General features: G+C 67.7%; 13 protein-coding genes and 1 riboswitch. Of the genes, 8 read left to right on the plus strand and 5 right to left on the minus strand.

The features are described 5' to 3' along the window. Positions 1-1,677, plus strand: coding sequence for a ShlB/FhaC/HecB family hemolysin secretion/activation protein (locus tag DCM80_RS23395; RefSeq protein ID WP_257193899.1), 1,677 nt, complete (start codon positions 1-3; stop codon positions 1,675-1,677). A gap of 181 nt (positions 1,678-1,858) precedes the next feature. On the opposite strand, the gene bluB is transcribed toward DCM80_RS23395, so the two are convergent. Genes bluB through cobU form a run of 3 tightly spaced genes read right to left on the minus strand, consistent with a single transcriptional unit; the run spans position 1,859 to position 3,777 of the window. Then, positions 1,859-2,491, minus strand: coding sequence for a 5,6-dimethylbenzimidazole synthase (bluB, locus tag DCM80_RS23400; RefSeq protein ID WP_257193900.1), 633 nt, complete (start codon positions 2,489-2,491; stop codon positions 1,859-1,861). A 3-nt stretch (positions 2,492-2,494) separates the two neighbouring features. After that, the gene (gene cobS / locus DCM80_RS23405) at positions 2,495-3,277 is read right to left on the minus strand and encodes an adenosylcobinamide-GDP ribazoletransferase (RefSeq protein ID WP_257193901.1); all 783 of its coding nucleotides are present in this window, start codon (positions 3,275-3,277) and stop codon (positions 2,495-2,497) included. Beyond that, positions 3,274-3,777, minus strand: a complete 504-nt coding sequence (cobU, locus tag DCM80_RS23410; protein ID WP_257193903.1) for a bifunctional adenosylcobinamide kinase/adenosylcobinamide-phosphate guanylyltransferase — start codon at positions 3,775-3,777, stop codon at positions 3,274-3,276. The genes cobS and cobU overlap by 4 nt, the downstream gene beginning before the upstream one ends. Positions 3,778-3,898: 121 nt before the next feature. Between cobU and cbiB the strand changes: the two genes are divergently transcribed. Together cbiB and cobD are read left to right on the plus strand one after the other, a co-directional pair. After that, positions 3,899-4,840, plus strand: coding sequence for an adenosylcobinamide-phosphate synthase CbiB (cbiB, locus tag DCM80_RS23415; RefSeq protein WP_257193904.1), 942 nt, complete (start codon positions 3,899-3,901; stop codon positions 4,838-4,840). A gap of 11 nt (positions 4,841-4,851) precedes the next feature. Further along, positions 4,852-5,814, plus strand: a complete 963-nt coding sequence (gene cobD, locus DCM80_RS23420; protein ID WP_257193905.1) for a threonine-phosphate decarboxylase CobD — start codon at positions 4,852-4,854, stop codon at positions 5,812-5,814. A 216-nt stretch (positions 5,815-6,030) separates the two neighbouring features. Here the strand turns inward: cobD and DCM80_RS23425 are convergent, their stop codons facing one another. Both DCM80_RS23425 and cobO read right to left on the minus strand, forming a co-directional pair. Further along, on the minus strand, positions 6,031-7,479 hold the full coding sequence (locus DCM80_RS23425; RefSeq protein WP_257193906.1) for a cobyric acid synthase: 1,449 nt from the start codon (positions 7,477-7,479) through the stop codon (positions 6,031-6,033). Between the two features lie 249 nt (positions 7,480-7,728). After that, on the minus strand, positions 7,729-8,364 hold the full coding sequence (gene cobO, locus DCM80_RS23430) for a cob(I)yrinic acid a,c-diamide adenosyltransferase (protein WP_257193908.1): 636 nt from the start codon (positions 8,362-8,364) through the stop codon (positions 7,729-7,731). A 40-nt stretch (positions 8,365-8,404) separates the two neighbouring features. After that, positions 8,405-8,625: riboswitch (cobalamin riboswitch) on the plus strand. Positions 8,626-8,718: 93 nt separating this feature from the next. On the opposite strand from cobO, the gene DCM80_RS23435 reads away from it, so the two are divergent. From DCM80_RS23435 to DCM80_RS23455, 5 genes are read left to right on the plus strand one after another with little or no spacing between them, the layout of a single operon-like run. Next, positions 8,719-9,093 carry a DUF1636 domain-containing protein gene (locus tag DCM80_RS23435; RefSeq protein WP_257193909.1) on the plus strand — a complete coding sequence of 125 codons (375 nt, stop codon included), beginning with the start codon at positions 8,719-8,721 and terminating at the stop codon, positions 9,091-9,093. Then, on the plus strand, positions 9,090-10,124 hold the full coding sequence (gene cobW, locus DCM80_RS23440) for a cobalamin biosynthesis protein CobW (RefSeq protein WP_257193910.1): 1,035 nt from the start codon (positions 9,090-9,092) through the stop codon (positions 10,122-10,124). Before DCM80_RS23435 ends, cobW begins: the two co-directional genes overlap by 4 nt. Then, the gene (cobN, locus tag DCM80_RS23445; RefSeq protein WP_257193911.1) at positions 10,124-13,372 is read left to right on the plus strand and encodes a cobaltochelatase subunit CobN; all 3,249 of its coding nucleotides are present in this window, start codon (positions 10,124-10,126) and stop codon (positions 13,370-13,372) included. Before cobW ends, cobN begins: the two co-directional genes overlap by 1 nt. Beyond that, on the plus strand, positions 13,369-14,532 hold the full coding sequence (gene cobG / locus DCM80_RS23450) for a precorrin-3B synthase (protein ID WP_257193912.1): 1,164 nt from the start codon (positions 13,369-13,371) through the stop codon (positions 14,530-14,532). The genes cobN and cobG overlap by 4 nt, the downstream gene beginning before the upstream one ends. Next, the gene (locus DCM80_RS23455; RefSeq protein WP_257193914.1) at positions 14,532-15,161 is read left to right on the plus strand and encodes a precorrin-8X methylmutase; all 630 of its coding nucleotides are present in this window, start codon (positions 14,532-14,534) and stop codon (positions 15,159-15,161) included. The genes cobG and DCM80_RS23455 overlap by 1 nt, the downstream gene beginning before the upstream one ends. The last annotated feature ends 1 nt before the right edge of the window (position 15,162 follow it).

A 15,162-nucleotide genomic window follows, 5' to 3' on the forward strand; every position in this document is an offset into this window, starting at 1 on the left:
ATGCGGGTTCTGCGGGCAGCTTTGGCGATCGGGCTTGCAGCGTCCTGCCTCGCATCCGCGCGCGCCCAGTCGATCAATCCCGGCGTAATCCAGACCGACGTCGACCGGCAACGGCGGCAGCTCGAGCAGCAGAGCGCGCCGCCCAAGCTCACCGGGCCGGCGGTGGTCGGCGGCGAGCGGGAGAAGTCCCAGCTCCTCAAGCCGGGCGGGCCGAAATTCCGCCTGCGCAAGGTCACGTTCGACGAGTCCAAGTTCATCACCCCGGCCGAGCTGGACGAGATCGCGAAGAAATATGTCGGCAAGGACGTCGACATCGCCGCGCTGCTGCAGCTCGTCGCCGACATCAACGCCGTCTATGCCGCGCGCGGCATCGTCACGGGTATCGCGACGCTGCCCGAGCAGGACGCCAAGGGAGGCGTCGTTCGCATCAAGCTGACCGAAGGCCGGCTGCAGAAGACGACCGTGGAGGGCAACAAGCAGACCCGCGCCGACTACATCCTTCAACGCGTGAAGGAGCCAGAGGGCGAGGTGCTCGACGTTCCCAAGCTCAACCGCGACGTGATCTGGTTCAACCGGACCAACGACGTGCAGATCAAGGCGCTGCTGCAGCCCGGCACGAGTTTCGGCCTCACCGACCTCCAGTTCGCGGTGATCGAGCCGCCGACCGACACCTTGCAGCTGTTCGTCGACAACCAGGGCGCGGAGAACACCGGGCGCTGGGAGGGCGGGGGCTTCTACAAGCGCCACGGCCTGTTCGGCGTCGATGATCGCCTGACCTTCTACGGCGTCCGCTCCGACGGCAATCTCAACGGCAATGTCGCCTACAGCATCCCGGTCAATCCCTGGGGCGGCCGCGCCGGCGTCAGCTATACCGAAGGCAAGATCAAGATCATCCAGGGTCCCTTCGTCGCGCTCGACGTCACCGGCCGCTCGAGCCAGGCCGCGGTCAATTTCAGTCAGCCGGTCTGGGTGACGCAGGATTGGCTGGTGCTGGTCAACGCCGCCTTGACCGAGGGCAAGACGGTCAGCCGCTTCGGTACGGTTGCCGTCACCGACAATCACTACGACAAGACCACGGCGGGCATCTCGGTGACCAAGTCCGGCAATACCTATTCGATCACGGTCTCGCCGGCGGTGAACTACATCGCCTGGCATGATTACGTGCTCGGCAACAACCGCGCGTTCAACACCTATACCGGCTCGCTGATCGCGACCAGCGCCGCGGGGCCGGCGAACTTCAGCGCCAACGTGCTGGCCAGCTGGCAATACACGCCGGAGACGCTGCTGCCGGGCGACCAGATCTTCTCGATCGGCGGCCCCACGACGGTGCGCGGCTATCCCTCCAACGCGGCGTCCGGCGACAGCGGCTATTATTTCAACGCGGAGCTGCACTACAATTGGTCGCAATGGCTCAGGGGCTTCGACACTTATATCTTCACCGATTGGGGTGCGGTGTATTCGACCTTCCCCGGTGTCACCGAAATGTCGTCAGTCGGCGTGGGATTTTCCTGGACCTATGCGCCGTTCATGACGTTCGAGGCGAATTATGCGACACCGCTGAAGGTGTCGGTGTCCACCCAGAACCATTACGAGGCTTATGGCCGCGTCATCTTCCGGCCGCTATTGATGTTCCAGAAGGAAAGCGCGGCGCCGGCGGCGGACAGGAGCAAGTCGTAGCGCCTGCGAGCGAAGGGACAGCATAGAACGCCGCCTCTTTCGGTCGTCATTGCGAGCGCCGCTCTCTCACCCGTCATTGCGAGGAGCCCTTGCGACGAAGCAATTCAGAATCCCTCCGCGGAAAGATCTCTGGATTGCTTCGCTGCGCTCGCAATGACGGAGGATGGAGCTGGGCCGGCCTCTACCGCCTTAGCGTAAACTCGTCCGATCCGCGCCGGTGCTCCCATTTCGCCTGCTCGAGCTCCGGCTGATCGCATTCGGCTTCCGGATAGCCGATGCAGAGATAGGCGATGAACTTCCAGCTGGCTGGCACGTCGAGGATGGCGTGCACGCGATCCGGATTGAGGATCGACACCCAGCCGAGCCCGATGCCTTCGGAGCGCGCGGCGAGCCACATCGCGGTGATGGCGGCGACCACGGAATATTCCGTGGTCTCCGGCATGGTGGCGCGGCCGAGACCGTGGCCGATGTCGCCGGTCTTGTCGGCGAACACCGCGAGATGGCCGGGCGCCTGCTCGAGGCCCGACAGTTTCAGCGTGGCGTAGCGCGCGGCGCGCTCGCCGGAATAGCGGCTCAGCGCATCGGCGTTGCACGCCCTGAAATCGTCGATCACGGCGCGGCGGCACGCGGCATCGTCGACGATGACGAAGCGCCAGGGCTGGCTGAGGCCGACCGAGGGCGAGAGGCAGGCGGTCTCGATCAGGCGGTCCATGGCGCCGTCCGGCAGACGATCGCTGCGAAAGCGGCGCACGTCGCGGCGCCACACGAACAGCTCGTGCAATTGCCGGCGGAAGCTGTCGTCGAACTCGACCATGAATCAGCCTCCGATCTGGAAGGAAGCGGCGACCAGCAGGATGATGATCTCGCCCAGCTGCTCGAACGCGCCGAGGATGTCGCCGGTCTGCCCGCCGATCTGACGGATCGCGAGCCGCGCCAGCATCAATCCGGCGAGCGACAGCAGGATGAGGCCGACCAGCGCCTTGCCCGGACCAAGGGCCAGGACGAGCGCGAGCATCCCGACGGCAAAGGCGAGGGCGATGCTCCGGCCCGGCGGCGCGCCGGCGCTTGCCGACAGCCCGTCCGGCCGGGCGGGCGGGACCAGGGCCATGAAGGCCGGCACGCCGGCGCGGGCAGCAGCATGCGCGGCGCAAAGCGCGAGTGCGACGGCAACCGGATCGGCGATGGTCGCGAGCGCGCTCCAGCGCAGGCCGAATGAGAGAATCAGCGCGCATACGCCGTAGGTGCCGATGCGGCTGTCGCGCATGATCTCCAGCTTGCGCTCGCGTGTGCGGCCGCCGCCGAGCCCGTCGGCGGTGTCTGCTAGGCCATCTTCGTGCAGCGCGCCGGTGACGAGGGCGGTCGTAACCAGAGCGAGCAGGGCAGCAAGGTTCGGCGTCAGCCCGAACCACATGGCAACCTTGTAGGCGAAAGCGCCGGCAAGGCCGACCAGCACTCCCGCGACGGGAAGCGCCCAGGTCGCGCGCGCGATTGCGCCGTCACCTGCCGGCTTCGACGATGCCACGGGAAGGATCGTCACGAACGACGCCGCCATTCTGAGATCGGCGACGATGTCTTTGAGAAGCTCGGCGCGCGGCATCATTTCAGTTTCATGGGAAGGCCGGCGACGACGAATTCGACTTCATCGGCGGCGGCCGCGATCATCTGGTTCATGATCCCGGCGGCATCGCGAAAACTGCGCGCCAGCGCGTTGTCGGGCACGATGCCGAGGCCGACCTCGTTGGTGACGAGGACAACGGGGCTCTTCAGACGGGGCAGGGCGCTGGCGAGCTCGGTCACCTCGTGCTCCCAGTCGCGCGTCGCATGCATCAAATTGGAGAGCCACAGCGTCAGGCAGTCGACAAGCCGCGCGCCGCCGCCATCGCTCGCGACCAGCGCGGACACGAGATCGAGCGGCACCTCGCGCTCGATCCAGTCGGTTCCGCGCCTCGCGCGATGCTTTGCGATGCGCGCTTCCATCTCGGTGTCGAGCGCCTCGGCCGTTGCGACATAGACGGGCTGCCCGGGAAAGGCGCGCGTGCGCATTTCCGCGCGCTTGCTCTTGCCGGATCGCGCTCCGCCGGTGATCAAGATGACGGCCATCGAGGTCTCCTTTGGGCCTGACTAATCATCAAACGCGGTCAAAGACAAAGCCGAAATCAAGCGCGAAGGGGCTTGCGCTCGCGCCTTGCTTTGCGCAACAGGGGCGGGACAGGAGGCGGGATTGGGCTTTGCGGGCGCGATGGTGGTGGCGATGGCGGTGGATGCCCTCCTGGGCTGGCCGGCATGGCTGTTCGCGCGGATCGGCCATCCCGTGACCTGGCTGGGGCAGGTGATTGCGGCTATCGATCGCGGCTGGAATCGCGCCTCCGATGCCCCGGCGCTGCGCCGCGCTGCCGGCACCGCCGGAGCGCTCTTGGTGATTGCAGTCTCCGTCGTGATCGGCTGGATGATTCAGTCCTTGCTTCCCATAGGTTGGATCGAGATCGTGCTGGTCGGCATCCTGGCCTGGCCGCTGGTCGCGCTGCGTTCGCTGCATGATCACGTCGCTGCGGTCGCGACCCCGTTGCTGGCCGGCGATATCGCCAGCGCCCGCGCGGCGGTCTCGCGCATCGTCGGTCGCGATCCCACGGCGCTCGACGAGGCCGGCATCGCGCGCGCGGCGATCGAGAGTCTTGCCGAGAACACCTCCGACGGTATCGTCGCCCCGGTGTTCTGGGGCGCGCTGTTCGGCCTTCCGGGCATTCTGGGCTACAAGGCCATCAATACGCTGGACTCCATGATCGGCCATCGCAGCGAACGGCACGAAGCCTTTGGCTGGGCCGCGGCGCGCATCGACGATGTCGCCAATTTCATCCCGGCGCGGCTGACCGGATTCCTGTTCGTGCTGCTGGCACCGCGTCGGTCGGAGGCGCTGGCGTGCATGACGCGCGATGCGCGCCGTCATCGCTCGCCGAACGCCGGCTGGCCCGAAGCGGCGATGGCCGGTGCACTCGGCGTACGGCTCAGCGGTCCCCGCATCTATCACGGCAGCATCACGAACGAACCCTGGCTCAACGAGGGCGCGCGCGATCCGCTTGCCGCGGATATCGGCGAGGGACTGACGGTCTATCGCCGTGCCATGCTGCTGCTCGCCGGCGTGCTTGCGATCCTGGCCTTCGCGTGAAAGAACGGGGCATGCGTGAGCACGGCGGAAATCTCGATCAAGCCCAGGAGCGTTTTGGCGGACGCGCCGAGGATTGGATCGATCTGTCGACCGGGATCAACCGGTCGCCGTATCCCGTGGGCGAACTGAGCGCGCGTGCGTGGAGCGCGCTGCCCTCGCGTGCCGAGATCGACGCGCTGCATCAGGCCGCGCGGCACGCCTATCGCACCAGCGCGCCGATCGTCGCGCTTGGCGGCGCGCAGGCCGCCATTCAATTGCTGCCGCAGCTTGCGCCGCCCGGCCGCGCCCGCATCCTCGCGCCGACCTATAATGAATATGCCGGGGTGCTGTCGGCCGCGGGCTGGGATGTGCAGGAGACCGGTGATCTCGACGCGTTGGCCGGTGCGGACCTCGCCATCGTCGTCAATCCCAACAATCCCGACGGCCGGAATCATGCGCCGAAGGATTTGCTGGCGCTAATGCCGCGCGTCGGCCGCCTCGTGATCGACGAGAGCTTTGCCGACGCCGTTCCGCTGCTGTCGCTTGCATCCGAAGCGGATCGGCCGCGGCTGCTGGTCCTGCGCTCGTTCGGGAAATTCTACGGGCTTGCCGGCCTGCGGCTGGGCTTCGCCGTCGGCAATGCCGCCGACATCGCCAGGCTCGCTGAGTTCTCGGGTCCGTGGCCGGTCTCGGGCGCAGCAATCGCGATCGGTTGCCGCGCCTTGCGCGACAATGCCTGGGCCGCGGCCACATCCGCGCGGCTTGCGCACGACTGCGTCCGCCTCGACGAGATGGCGCGACCGCAAGGCTGGACCTTGGTCGGCGGCACGCCGCTGTTTCGTCTCTACCAGACGCCTGACGCGCTGGCTGCGCAGGAGAAGCTGGCTCATGGCCATATCTGGTCGCGCGTGTTTGCGCGCGAGCCGACATGGCTGCGCCTCGGGCTACCCGGCAGCGAAACCGAATGGACACGCGTCGGAAAAGTCCTGGACTAGATTACGATAAACACGAGCCTGATCGCTGCAACGAGCGAGGTGCACTCCCTCTCCCGCTTGCGGGAGAGGGTCGGGGAGAGGGTGTTTCCGCAACGGGGCAATCCCCCAGAGGAGAAAGCCCTCACCCGGCGCGCGGGACGATGCTTCGCATCGCCCGGACGCGCCGACCTCTCCCGCAAGCGGGAGAGGTGAACGAGCCGCGCCACCGGTTCACCTCTAGCGCGTTAGCGCGAGCAGGCCTGCGACGTCGAGATGTTTCTCGATGTGATCGGCCAGCGCCTCGAGCGCGCTTTCGACCCGGCCCAGATAGGGCTCATTGCCGGCGGGAATGTCGAGCTTTGCCAGATACGCCTTGCGGAAATCATCCGACGTGAACAGGCCGTGCAGATAGCTGCCCTGCACGCGGCCGTCGCGCGAGATCGCGCCCTCGGGCTCGCCGTTCAGCTTTGCGAAGGGGCGGATGCGATCCGGTCCGTCGGTGCGGCCGATGTGGATCTCATAGGCCTCGATCGCCTGTTTCGTGGCAGCATGCACGGCCGCAACACGCGTCAGCGTCTTCTGCGGGCTCATCACCGTCTCGACATCCAGCAGCCCAAGTCCGGGCGTGTCGCCCGCGGGGCCCTCGATGCCATCTGGGTCGGCAACGCTGCGCCCCAGCATCTGATAGCCGCCGCAGAGGCCGAGCACGTGGCCGCCGCGGCGATGATGCGCGAGCAGGTCGATGTCCCAGCCCTGCGCGCGCAGGAAGGCGAGATCGCCGCGGGTGGATTTCGAGCCGGGGATGATGACGAGGCGGACGTCGCCGGGAATCGCTTCACCTGGGCGCACCATCACGAGATCGACGCCGGGCTCCAGCTTCAGCGGATCGAGGTCGTCGAAATTGGCGATGCGCGACAGCGCCAGGCAGGCGATCTTGCATTGGCCGGGCTTGCGCGCGTCGCTCAGGCCGAGCGCGTCCTCGGCCGGCAGCTCGCCGGCGCGCGTGAACCAGGGCAGCACGCCGAAGCCGCGCCAGGCGGTCTTGTGTTCGATCAGCCTGTAGCCGTCGTCGAACAGCGTGGGATCGCCGCGGAATTTGTTGATGACGAAGCCTTGAATCATCGCGGCATCCTCGGGGTCGATCACCGTCTTGATGCCGACGAGCTGCGCGATGACGCCGCCGCGGTCGATGTCGCCGACCAACACGACCGGTACGTCGGCCTTGCGGGCAAAACCCATGTTGGCGATGTCGGCCTTGCGCAGGTTGACTTCCGCCGGGCTGCCGGCACCTTCGACCAGCACGAGGTCGGCGCGCGCCTTCAAGCGCTCGAAGCTCTCCAGCACCGCGCCCATCAGCGAGGGCTTCATTGCCGCGTAGTCGCGCGCGCGCGCCGTGGCGATGCGCTTGCCGTGAACGATGACCTGCGCGCCGACATCGGTCTCGGGCTTCAGCAGCACCGGGTTCATATCGGTGTGCGGCTCGACGCCTGCGGCGAGCGCCTGCAAGGCCTGGGCGCGGCCGATCTCGCCGCCATCGATGGTGACGGCCGCGTTGTTCGACATGTTCTGCGGCTTGAACGGCACCACGCGCAGGTCTCGCCGCGTGAACGCGCGCGCCAAGCCGGCGACGATGAGCGATTTGCCCACGTCCGAGCCGGCCCCCTGGATCATCAGCGCGCGTGCCATCGGCGCCCTTCTAAAGCGCTTGGGATCGAGTTGAATCAAGCGGCTGCGCGCTCGGTGCACCTCTCCCGCTTGCGGGAGAGGTCGGCGCGTCCGGGCGATGCGAAGCATCGTCCAGCGCGCCGGGAGAGGGTTCTATCCTCTTGGGGAATCCCACCGCGGAGACAACCCTCTCCCCAGCCCTCCCCCGCAAGCGGGGGAGGGAGCACGCTTCCCTCGGCGCAGCATTTGAACCTGGTCTCATCATCAACTTCAGAACTCGACGCCGGCCTGCGCCTTGATGCCGGAGCGGAAGGGATGCTTGACCAGCGTCATCTCGGTGACGAGGTCGGCGATCTCGATCAGTTCGTCCTTGGCGTTGCGTCCGGTGAGCACGACGTGAGTCAGCGGCGGCTTCGAGGTGGTCAGGAACCCGACGACCTCGGCGATGTCGAGATAATCGTAACGCAGCGCGATGTTGATCTCGTCGAGCACGACCATCCGCAAGCTCTCGTCGAGGATAAGCTCCTTGGCCTTCTCCCAGCCGGCGCGCGCGGCGGCGATGTCGCGGGCGCGGTCCTGCGTCTCCCAGGTGAAGCCTTCGCCCATCGCGTGGAACTGGCAGAGCTCGCCGAAATGGCCGGTGAGCAGGCGCCGCTCGCCGGTGTCCCAGGCGCCCTTGATGAATTGCACCACCGCGCAGGGGAAGCCATGGGCGACGCAGCGCACGATCATGCCGAAGGCCGAGGACGACTTGCCTTTGCCGGCGCCGGTATGGACGATGATGAGGCCCTTCTCGCCGCTCTTGGTCGCCATGATCTTGTCGCGGGCGGCTTTCTTCTTCGCCATTTTCTGGGCGTGCCTGGCGTCGGTTTCCTCAGGTGTTTGGGTGTCCGGTTCAGGCGTCATTGGATCCGGTCCTTCGGCTTGACAAGAGGCGGCCACCGGCAAATGGTGACCCGGCGTTGGTTCCTGTCCTATGACAGGCGAAGAGGGAATGCGATAGGGGCCGAATCGGCAAGATTGGGGTCCAAAATGCAGCCGCCCCCGCGACCGTGACCGGAGAGATGCCCAAAGCCACTGATTTCCACGGAAATCGGGAAGGCGGGGATCGAAGGGCAAAACCCTGCTCCGCAAGCCGGGAGACCTGCCAGCGCGGACGAGTTTTGGACCGGCGGACGGGGTGTTCCGCGACGGGGAAACGGACCTTCTGACGAATGGTCCGTGTGCCTCATCGCCTCCCGCTGTTATCTGGAAGAGGCGATGACCGTCACACTTCACGTCTGCATCACCTGCCGCGCCGGCCAGACGCTTGGCGAGGGCGAGACCACGCCCGGCAAGCGCCTGCACGGTGCGATCCTCGAGGCCGGCGTGCCCGAGGGCGTCAACGTGGTTCCCGTCGAATGCTTGTCGGCCTGCAGCCAGGGCTGCTCGGTGGCGCTCAGCGCGCCCGGCCGCTGGTCCTATGTCTATGGCCGCCTGTCGGAGGCGAACGCGCAGGACGTGGTCGCGGGTGCTGCGGCCTATGCGGCCGCGCCGGATGGGCTCGTGCCCTGGCGCAGCCGGCCGGAAATATTCCGCAAGCAGTCGCTTGCCCGCATTCCCCCCATTGCAATCGTGCCGGAGGCCGCCGAATGAGCTCGCTCGCAAAAGTTCCGGTTACGGTGGTCACCGGTTTCCTCGGTTCCGGCAAGACGACGCTGATCCAGCATCTGCTCGCGAATCCCAACGGCAGGAAGCTCGCGGTGCTCGTCAACGAGTTCGGCAGCGAGGGCGTCGACGGCGAGATATTGAAGTCCTGCGCCGACGCCAATTGCCCGGAAGAAAACATCGTCGAGCTCGCCAATGGCTGCATCTGCTGCACCGTCGCCGACGATTTCATCCCGACCATGGAGCAATTGCTCGCGCGCACGGTGCGGCCCGATCACATCCTGATCGAGACCTCGGGCCTGGCGCTGCCGAAGCCGCTCTTGAAGGCGTTTGATTGGCCTGAGATCCGCTCGCGCATCACGGTCGACGGCGTGATCGCGCTGGCCGATGCCGAAGCCGTCGCGGCCGGCCGCTTCGCGCCCGATCCTGACGCCGTCGAGGCGCAGCGCGCGGCGGACGTCAATCTCGATCACGAGACGCCGCTGTCGGAAGTGTTCGAGGACCAGATCGCCTGCGCCGACATCGTGCTGCTGACCAAGGCCGATCTCGCCGGCAGCGCCGGGATCGAAGCGGCCAAGGCGGCGATCATTGCCGAGATGCCGCGCCGCGTGCCGATGCTGCCCATCACCGACGGCGCGATCGACGCCCGCGTCATCCTCGGGCTCGGCGCTGCCGCCGAGAACGATCTCGCCGCGCGCCCCTCGCATCATGACGGCGAGGAGGAGCACGAGCACGATGATTTCGCTTCCGTCGTGATCGACCTTCCTGAGGTCGCCGACATCGATGCGCTCGTTGCCTCCGTGCAGCGCCTGGCGCGCGAGCAGAACGTGCTGCGCGCCAAAGGCTATATCGCGGTCGCGGGCAAGCCGATGCGCCTGCTGCTTCAGGCCGTGGGCGAGCGCGTGCGTCACCAGTTCGACAAGCCCTGGGGCGCAGGTCTCAGGCAGTCCAAGCTCGTCGTGATCGGTGAGCACGGCGATATCGATGAGGCCGCGATCAGGTCAGGACTTGGTATCTGATGCACGTCGTCTTCCGCGAGAGCCGCGGTCTGGAGGAGACCGCGACGCCCAGGGACATCGGCCACGACCCGGCCGATCTCGTGGTGCTCTCGTATTCGGATTCCGACCTTGCGGCGTTCGCGGCCGGGTGGCGCCGTGGCCGCCATAGCCTTCCGTCGCTGCGGCTCGCCAATCTCGCGGAGCTGCGCCATCCGCTCTCGGTCGACACCTATATCGAGAAGACGCTGTCGCAGGCGCGCGGCATTCTGGTGCGGCTGATCGGCGGCGAATCCTACTGGTCCTATGGTCTCACGGCCCTGCAGCAGCTGGCGCAGGATCGCGGCGTCGCGCTCGCCGTGCTGCCGGCGGACGGCCGCGACGACACGCGGCTCGATGCCTACTCGACCTTGCCCCTGTCGACGCTGCGCCGGCTCAAGGTGCTCTGCGACACCGGCGGTCCGGTCGCCGCGCAGGCGGCGATCGCGCAGCTCGCGCTGGCCTCGGGACTTTATGCCGGACCGGTCACTGGCGAGCTGACCGTGCCCGAGATGGGCTTCTACGATCCCTCGCGCGGCGTCATTGCTGCGCCGGCCTCGCGTGCGGGCAGGCCGCTCGCGCTGGTGGCTTTCTATCGCTCCTATCTCACGGCCGCGGATACGGGTCCGGTCGATGCCCTGATTGCCGCGCTGCGCGAGGAGGGCTTTGACTCCTACGGCGTGTTCGTCACCTCGTTGAAAGCGCCCGGCGTCGCCGATTGGTTGCGCGCGCATCTCGCGCAAAATCCTCCGGCCGCGATCGTCAACGTGACGGCATTCTCGGCCATCGGCGACGACGGCACGACGCCGTTCGACCAAGCTTCGTGCCCGGTGTTCCAGGTCGCGCTCGCGACGGCGCGGCGCGAGGACTGGGCAGAGTCGCTGCGCGGTCTCTCGCCGGGCGATCTCGCCATGCATGTGGTGCTGCCCGAGGTCGACGGCCGGCTGTTCGCAGGCGTCGTGAGCTTCAAGTCGGCCGCGATGCGCGATCCCGATCTGCAATTCGCCCATCTGGCGCACGGGCCGGACGAGGAGCGCGTCAAGGCCGTTGCCGCGCGCGTTGCGGCCTGGTGGCGACTTGCACAGAAGCCTGCCGCCGAGAAACGGGTCGCGATCGTGCTCTCGAACTATCCGGGCCGGCCGCACCAGATCGCCCATGCGGTTGGTCTCGATGCGCTGGCCTCCGCTGAAGGGTTGCTGTCCGATCTGGCGCAGGCCGGCTTCGATGTTGCGCCGGTCGATGCGCTCGGCGAGACGCTGCTGAAGCAGAGTCTAACCTGGGACGTTGCCGATTATCGCGCGGCCCTCTCGCGCCTGCCGCAATCCCTGCAAGACGATCTCGCGCAGGCCTGGGGCGCGCCGGAGGATGATCCCAGCTGCAACGGCGGTGCGTTTCAATTCGCGGCCATCGCGTGCGGCCGCTCCATCATCGCGGTTCAGCCCGAGCGCGGCGATGCGGTCACGCGCGATGCCGATTACCACGATCTCGCCCGCACGCCGCGCCATGCTTATGTCGCGTTCTATCTCTGGCTCCGCGCCCAGGGGATCGATGCCGTCGTGCACATGGGCGCGCATGGCACGCTGGAATGGCTGCCCGGAAAATCCGTGGCGCTGTCGTCCGCGTGCTGGCCGGAAGCGCTGATCGGCGATCTGCCCGTCATCTATCCCTTCATCGTCAACGATCCCGGTGAAGCCGCGCAGGCCAAACGCCGCATTGGTGCCGTCACCATCGGCCATCTGCCGCCGCCGCTGGAAACATCCGCGGTGCCGGAAGGCTTGCGCCGGCTCGAACGTCTGCTCGACGAATATTCGACTGCCGATGGTCTCGATCCCGCGCGCCGCCAGCGGCTGATCGCAGCGATCCGCGACGAAGCGCGTGCGGCCGGTCTCGAAGACGATCTCGGCCTCGATGCTTCGGCCGCGCCGGCTGAGGCGATTCCACGGATTGATCGCTTCGTCTGCGATCTCAAGGAAAGCCAGTTCGGCGACGGCCTCCATGTGTTCGGCCGCGGCGCCTGCGGTGACGCCGAGCGCGGCGCGCTGCTTGCTGCGCTTGGCGGCAAGCGCGTCGCGCCGGGACCTTCGGGCTCGCCCTATCGCGGTCGCCAGGACGTGCTGCCGACCGGGCGCAATCTCTTTGCCGTCGACCCGCGCGCGGTGCCGACGCCGTCCGCACATGCGCAGGGGATAAAGCTCGCCGAGGAGCTGCTGCGCCGTCACCTGCAGGATCATGGCGACTGGCCGAAGGGTCTCGTGGTCGATCTCTGGGGCTCGGCGACGATGCGCACGGCGGGCGAGGAGTTTGCGATGGCGCTGCATCTGGCCGGCCTCGCGCCGCGCTGGGATCACGCCTCCGGTCGCGTCACCGGCTACGACATCGTCGCGCCGGCCGAGCTCGGCCGCCCCCGCATCGACGTCACGCTGCGCGTGTCGGGTCTGTTCCGCGACGTCTTCTCCGGCCTTGCGCAATTGTTCGAGGCCGCCTCCGAGGCGCTCGCCGCGCGCGAGGACGAGGGCGAGGAGAATCCGTATCGCCACCGCGCCTCCCGTGTGTTCGCGCCGCGGCCCGGACAATATGGCGTCGGCCTCTCGGCGATCCCCGATGCCTTCACGCCGGAGACGCGGGATGCCGCCGGCGAAGCCTGGTTGTCGGCCTCGTCCTGGGCGTTCTCGGCCGACGGCGAGATGCAGCACGATCGCGCCGGGATCGAGGCGCGGCTCGCCTCAGCCGATGCCTTCGTCCACGTCCAGGATTTGCCGGAAACCGACCTGCTGCTCGCCGCCGATTATGCCGCGCATGAAGCCGGCATTGCGGCCGCCGCTGCGCATCTCGGTGCGGCAGGACCATCGCTCTATCATCTCGACACGACGCGCCCCGAGCAGCCGCATGCGCGTACGCTGACCGAGGAGATTTCCCGCGTCGTCCGGGCGCGTGCCGCCAATCCGGCCTGGATCGCCGGCATGATGCGCCATGGTTTCCGCGGGGCCGCCGAGATCACCGCGACGCTGGAGCACATGGCCGCGTTCGCCCATCTTGCCGGCGCCGTGCCGCCGTATCTGTTCGATCTCTATTACGATGCGACGCTCGGCCATGATGACGTCCGCGCCTTCATGGCGCGCGAGAATCCGTCCGCGCTCGCTGCGATGGAAAGCTGTTTTGCGCGCCTGCACGACGCCGCGCTCTGGCAAACGCGCCGCAATTCGATCGCCGCGGCGCTGCGGGAGGCCTCATGAGCGCTTCCGCAATCAAGGGCTGGTGTCCCGGCGCGCTGCGCCCGATGCTGTCGGGCGATGGGTTCGTGGTGCGGGTGCGCCCGTTCGGCGGGCGTCTTGAAGTTCCACAGATCACTGGGCTTGCCGACCTTGCCGGGCGGCACGGCAATGGCCTGATCGACGTCACGAGCCGCGCCAATCTCCAGATCCGGGGCGTGAGCGAAGAGAGCCATCGCCCGCTGCTCGACGGCCTTGCGCAACTGCGGCTGCTCGATCCCGACGCTGAGAGCGAAGCCCGGCGCAACATTCTGGTGACGCCGTTCTGGGGCGGCGGCGACGAAACGCAGTCGCTCGCTGCCGAACTGGAGGAGGCACTCGCCGAGTGCGGCCTCGCGCTTCCGACCAAGTTCGGGTTCGCCATCGACGATGGCAGGTCGCGGGTACTCGCCAGCGATTCCGCCGACATCCGCATCGAGCGCGATCGCTCGGGCCGTCTGCTGGTGCGGGCCGACGGTGCGAGGCTCGGCCGCTCCGTCGAGCGCGGCGAGGCCGTGGGCACGGCGCTTGCGCTCGCAAGCTGGTTCATCATCTCGGGCGGCGCGAAGGGCGGGCGAGGGCGGATGGCGGCCCATATCGCGTCCGGTGCGGCATTGCCCCAATCGCTGCGGGGCGAGACCGAGCCTGCGCCCGTGATGGCCGCCTCGCGGCCCGGGCACTATCCGCAAGGCGCGATGGTCGGCGTCGCGTTCGGACAGATGCTGCACGCGACGCTGCACCACCTCGCCAGTAGCGGACATGCGCTGCGCATGACGCCCTGGCGGATGCTGCTGAGTGAAGGCAGGCGCGAGATGCCGAGCGCGCCGGGTCTCATCACCGAGCCGTTCGATCCTGCGCTGCGCGTCATCGCCTGCAGCGGCGCGCCGCGCTGCCGCGAGGCTCATGCCGATACGCGCGCGCTGGCCGCGGCGCTCGCCCCGCGCATCGCCGCCGATGCGCGGCTGCACGTCTCGGGCTGTGGCAAAGGCTGCGCCCATTCGGGCCCGGCCGCGGTCACGCTGGTCGCGACGCGCGCCGGCTTCGATCTCGTCCGCGGCGGCTCGACGCGCGATGAGCCGGTCCTGCGAGGCCTGAGCGGCGCTGACATCGTCAGCGACCCCTCCATCCTGGTGGGAGGGAATTGATGTCGCATACCTACGAGACCGATGGCGCGGCGATCTACCGGCAATCCTTCGCCACCATCCGGGCCGAAGCCGATCTTGCCCGCTTCACGCCGGACGAGGAGCCCGTGGTGGTGCGCATGATTCACGCCGCCGGCATGGTCGGTCTGGAATCGCATATCCGCTTCACGCCAGGCATGGCGGCAGCCGCGCGCGCCGCCTTGCAAAGAGGCGCGCCGATCCTGTGCGACGCGCGCATGGTCTCGGAAGGGATCACGCGCGCGAGGCTGCCCGCGGCCAACGCCGTGATCTGCACGCTTGGCGACGAGACCGTGCCTGCACTTGCGCAATCGATGCGCAACACTCGTTCGGCCGCGGCGCTCGAGCTATGGCGGCCGCATCTCGCCGGTGCGATCGTTGCGATCGGCAATGCGCCGACGGCGCTGTTTCATCTGCTCAACATGCTGGAGGATCCTGACTGCCCGCGGCCGGCGGCGATCATCGGTTGCCCGGTCGGCTTCGTCGGTGCGGCCGAATCCAAGGCAGCGCTGATGGCCGATCCGCCAGCGCCGGCGCTGACGGTCGCGGGGCGCCTCGGCGGCTCCGCGATCACCGTTGCCGCCGTCAACGCGCTGGCGAGCCGGAGCGAATAGC

It is taken from the genome of Bradyrhizobium sp. WBOS08 (assembly GCF_024585125.1).
Classification (GTDB): domain Bacteria; phylum Pseudomonadota; class Alphaproteobacteria; order Rhizobiales; family Xanthobacteraceae; genus Bradyrhizobium; species Bradyrhizobium japonicum_B.

Coding starts and splice junctions, on each gene's coding strand:
- cobG (WP_257193912.1), top strand. CDS start 13,369: ATGAGCGCTTCCGCAATCAAGGGCTGGTGTCCCGGCGCGCTGCGCCCG.
- DCM80_RS23455 (WP_257193914.1), top strand. CDS start 14,532: ATGTCGCATACCTACGAGACCGATGGCGCGGCGATCTACCGGCAATCC.
- cobD (WP_257193905.1), top strand. CDS start 4,852: ATGCGTGAGCACGGCGGAAATCTCGATCAAGCCCAGGAGCGTTTTGGC.
- cobW (WP_257193910.1), top strand. CDS start 9,090: ATGAGCTCGCTCGCAAAAGTTCCGGTTACGGTGGTCACCGGTTTCCTC.
- DCM80_RS23435 (WP_257193909.1), top strand. CDS start 8,719: ATGACCGTCACACTTCACGTCTGCATCACCTGCCGCGCCGGCCAGACG.
- cobU (WP_257193903.1), bottom strand. CDS start 3,777: ATGGCCGTCATCTTGATCACCGGCGGAGCGCGATCCGGCAAGAGCAAG.
- cobN (WP_257193911.1), top strand. CDS start 10,124: ATGCACGTCGTCTTCCGCGAGAGCCGCGGTCTGGAGGAGACCGCGACG.
- bluB (WP_257193900.1), bottom strand. CDS start 2,491: ATGGTCGAGTTCGACGACAGCTTCCGCCGGCAATTGCACGAGCTGTTC.
- cobO (WP_257193908.1), bottom strand. CDS start 8,364: ATGACGCCTGAACCGGACACCCAAACACCTGAGGAAACCGACGCCAGG.
- DCM80_RS23395 (WP_257193899.1), top strand. CDS start 1: ATGCGGGTTCTGCGGGCAGCTTTGGCGATCGGGCTTGCAGCGTCCTGC.
- cobS (WP_257193901.1), bottom strand. CDS start 3,277: ATGATGCCGCGCGCCGAGCTTCTCAAAGACATCGTCGCCGATCTCAGA.
- DCM80_RS23425 (WP_257193906.1), bottom strand. CDS start 7,479: ATGGCACGCGCGCTGATGATCCAGGGGGCCGGCTCGGACGTGGGCAAA.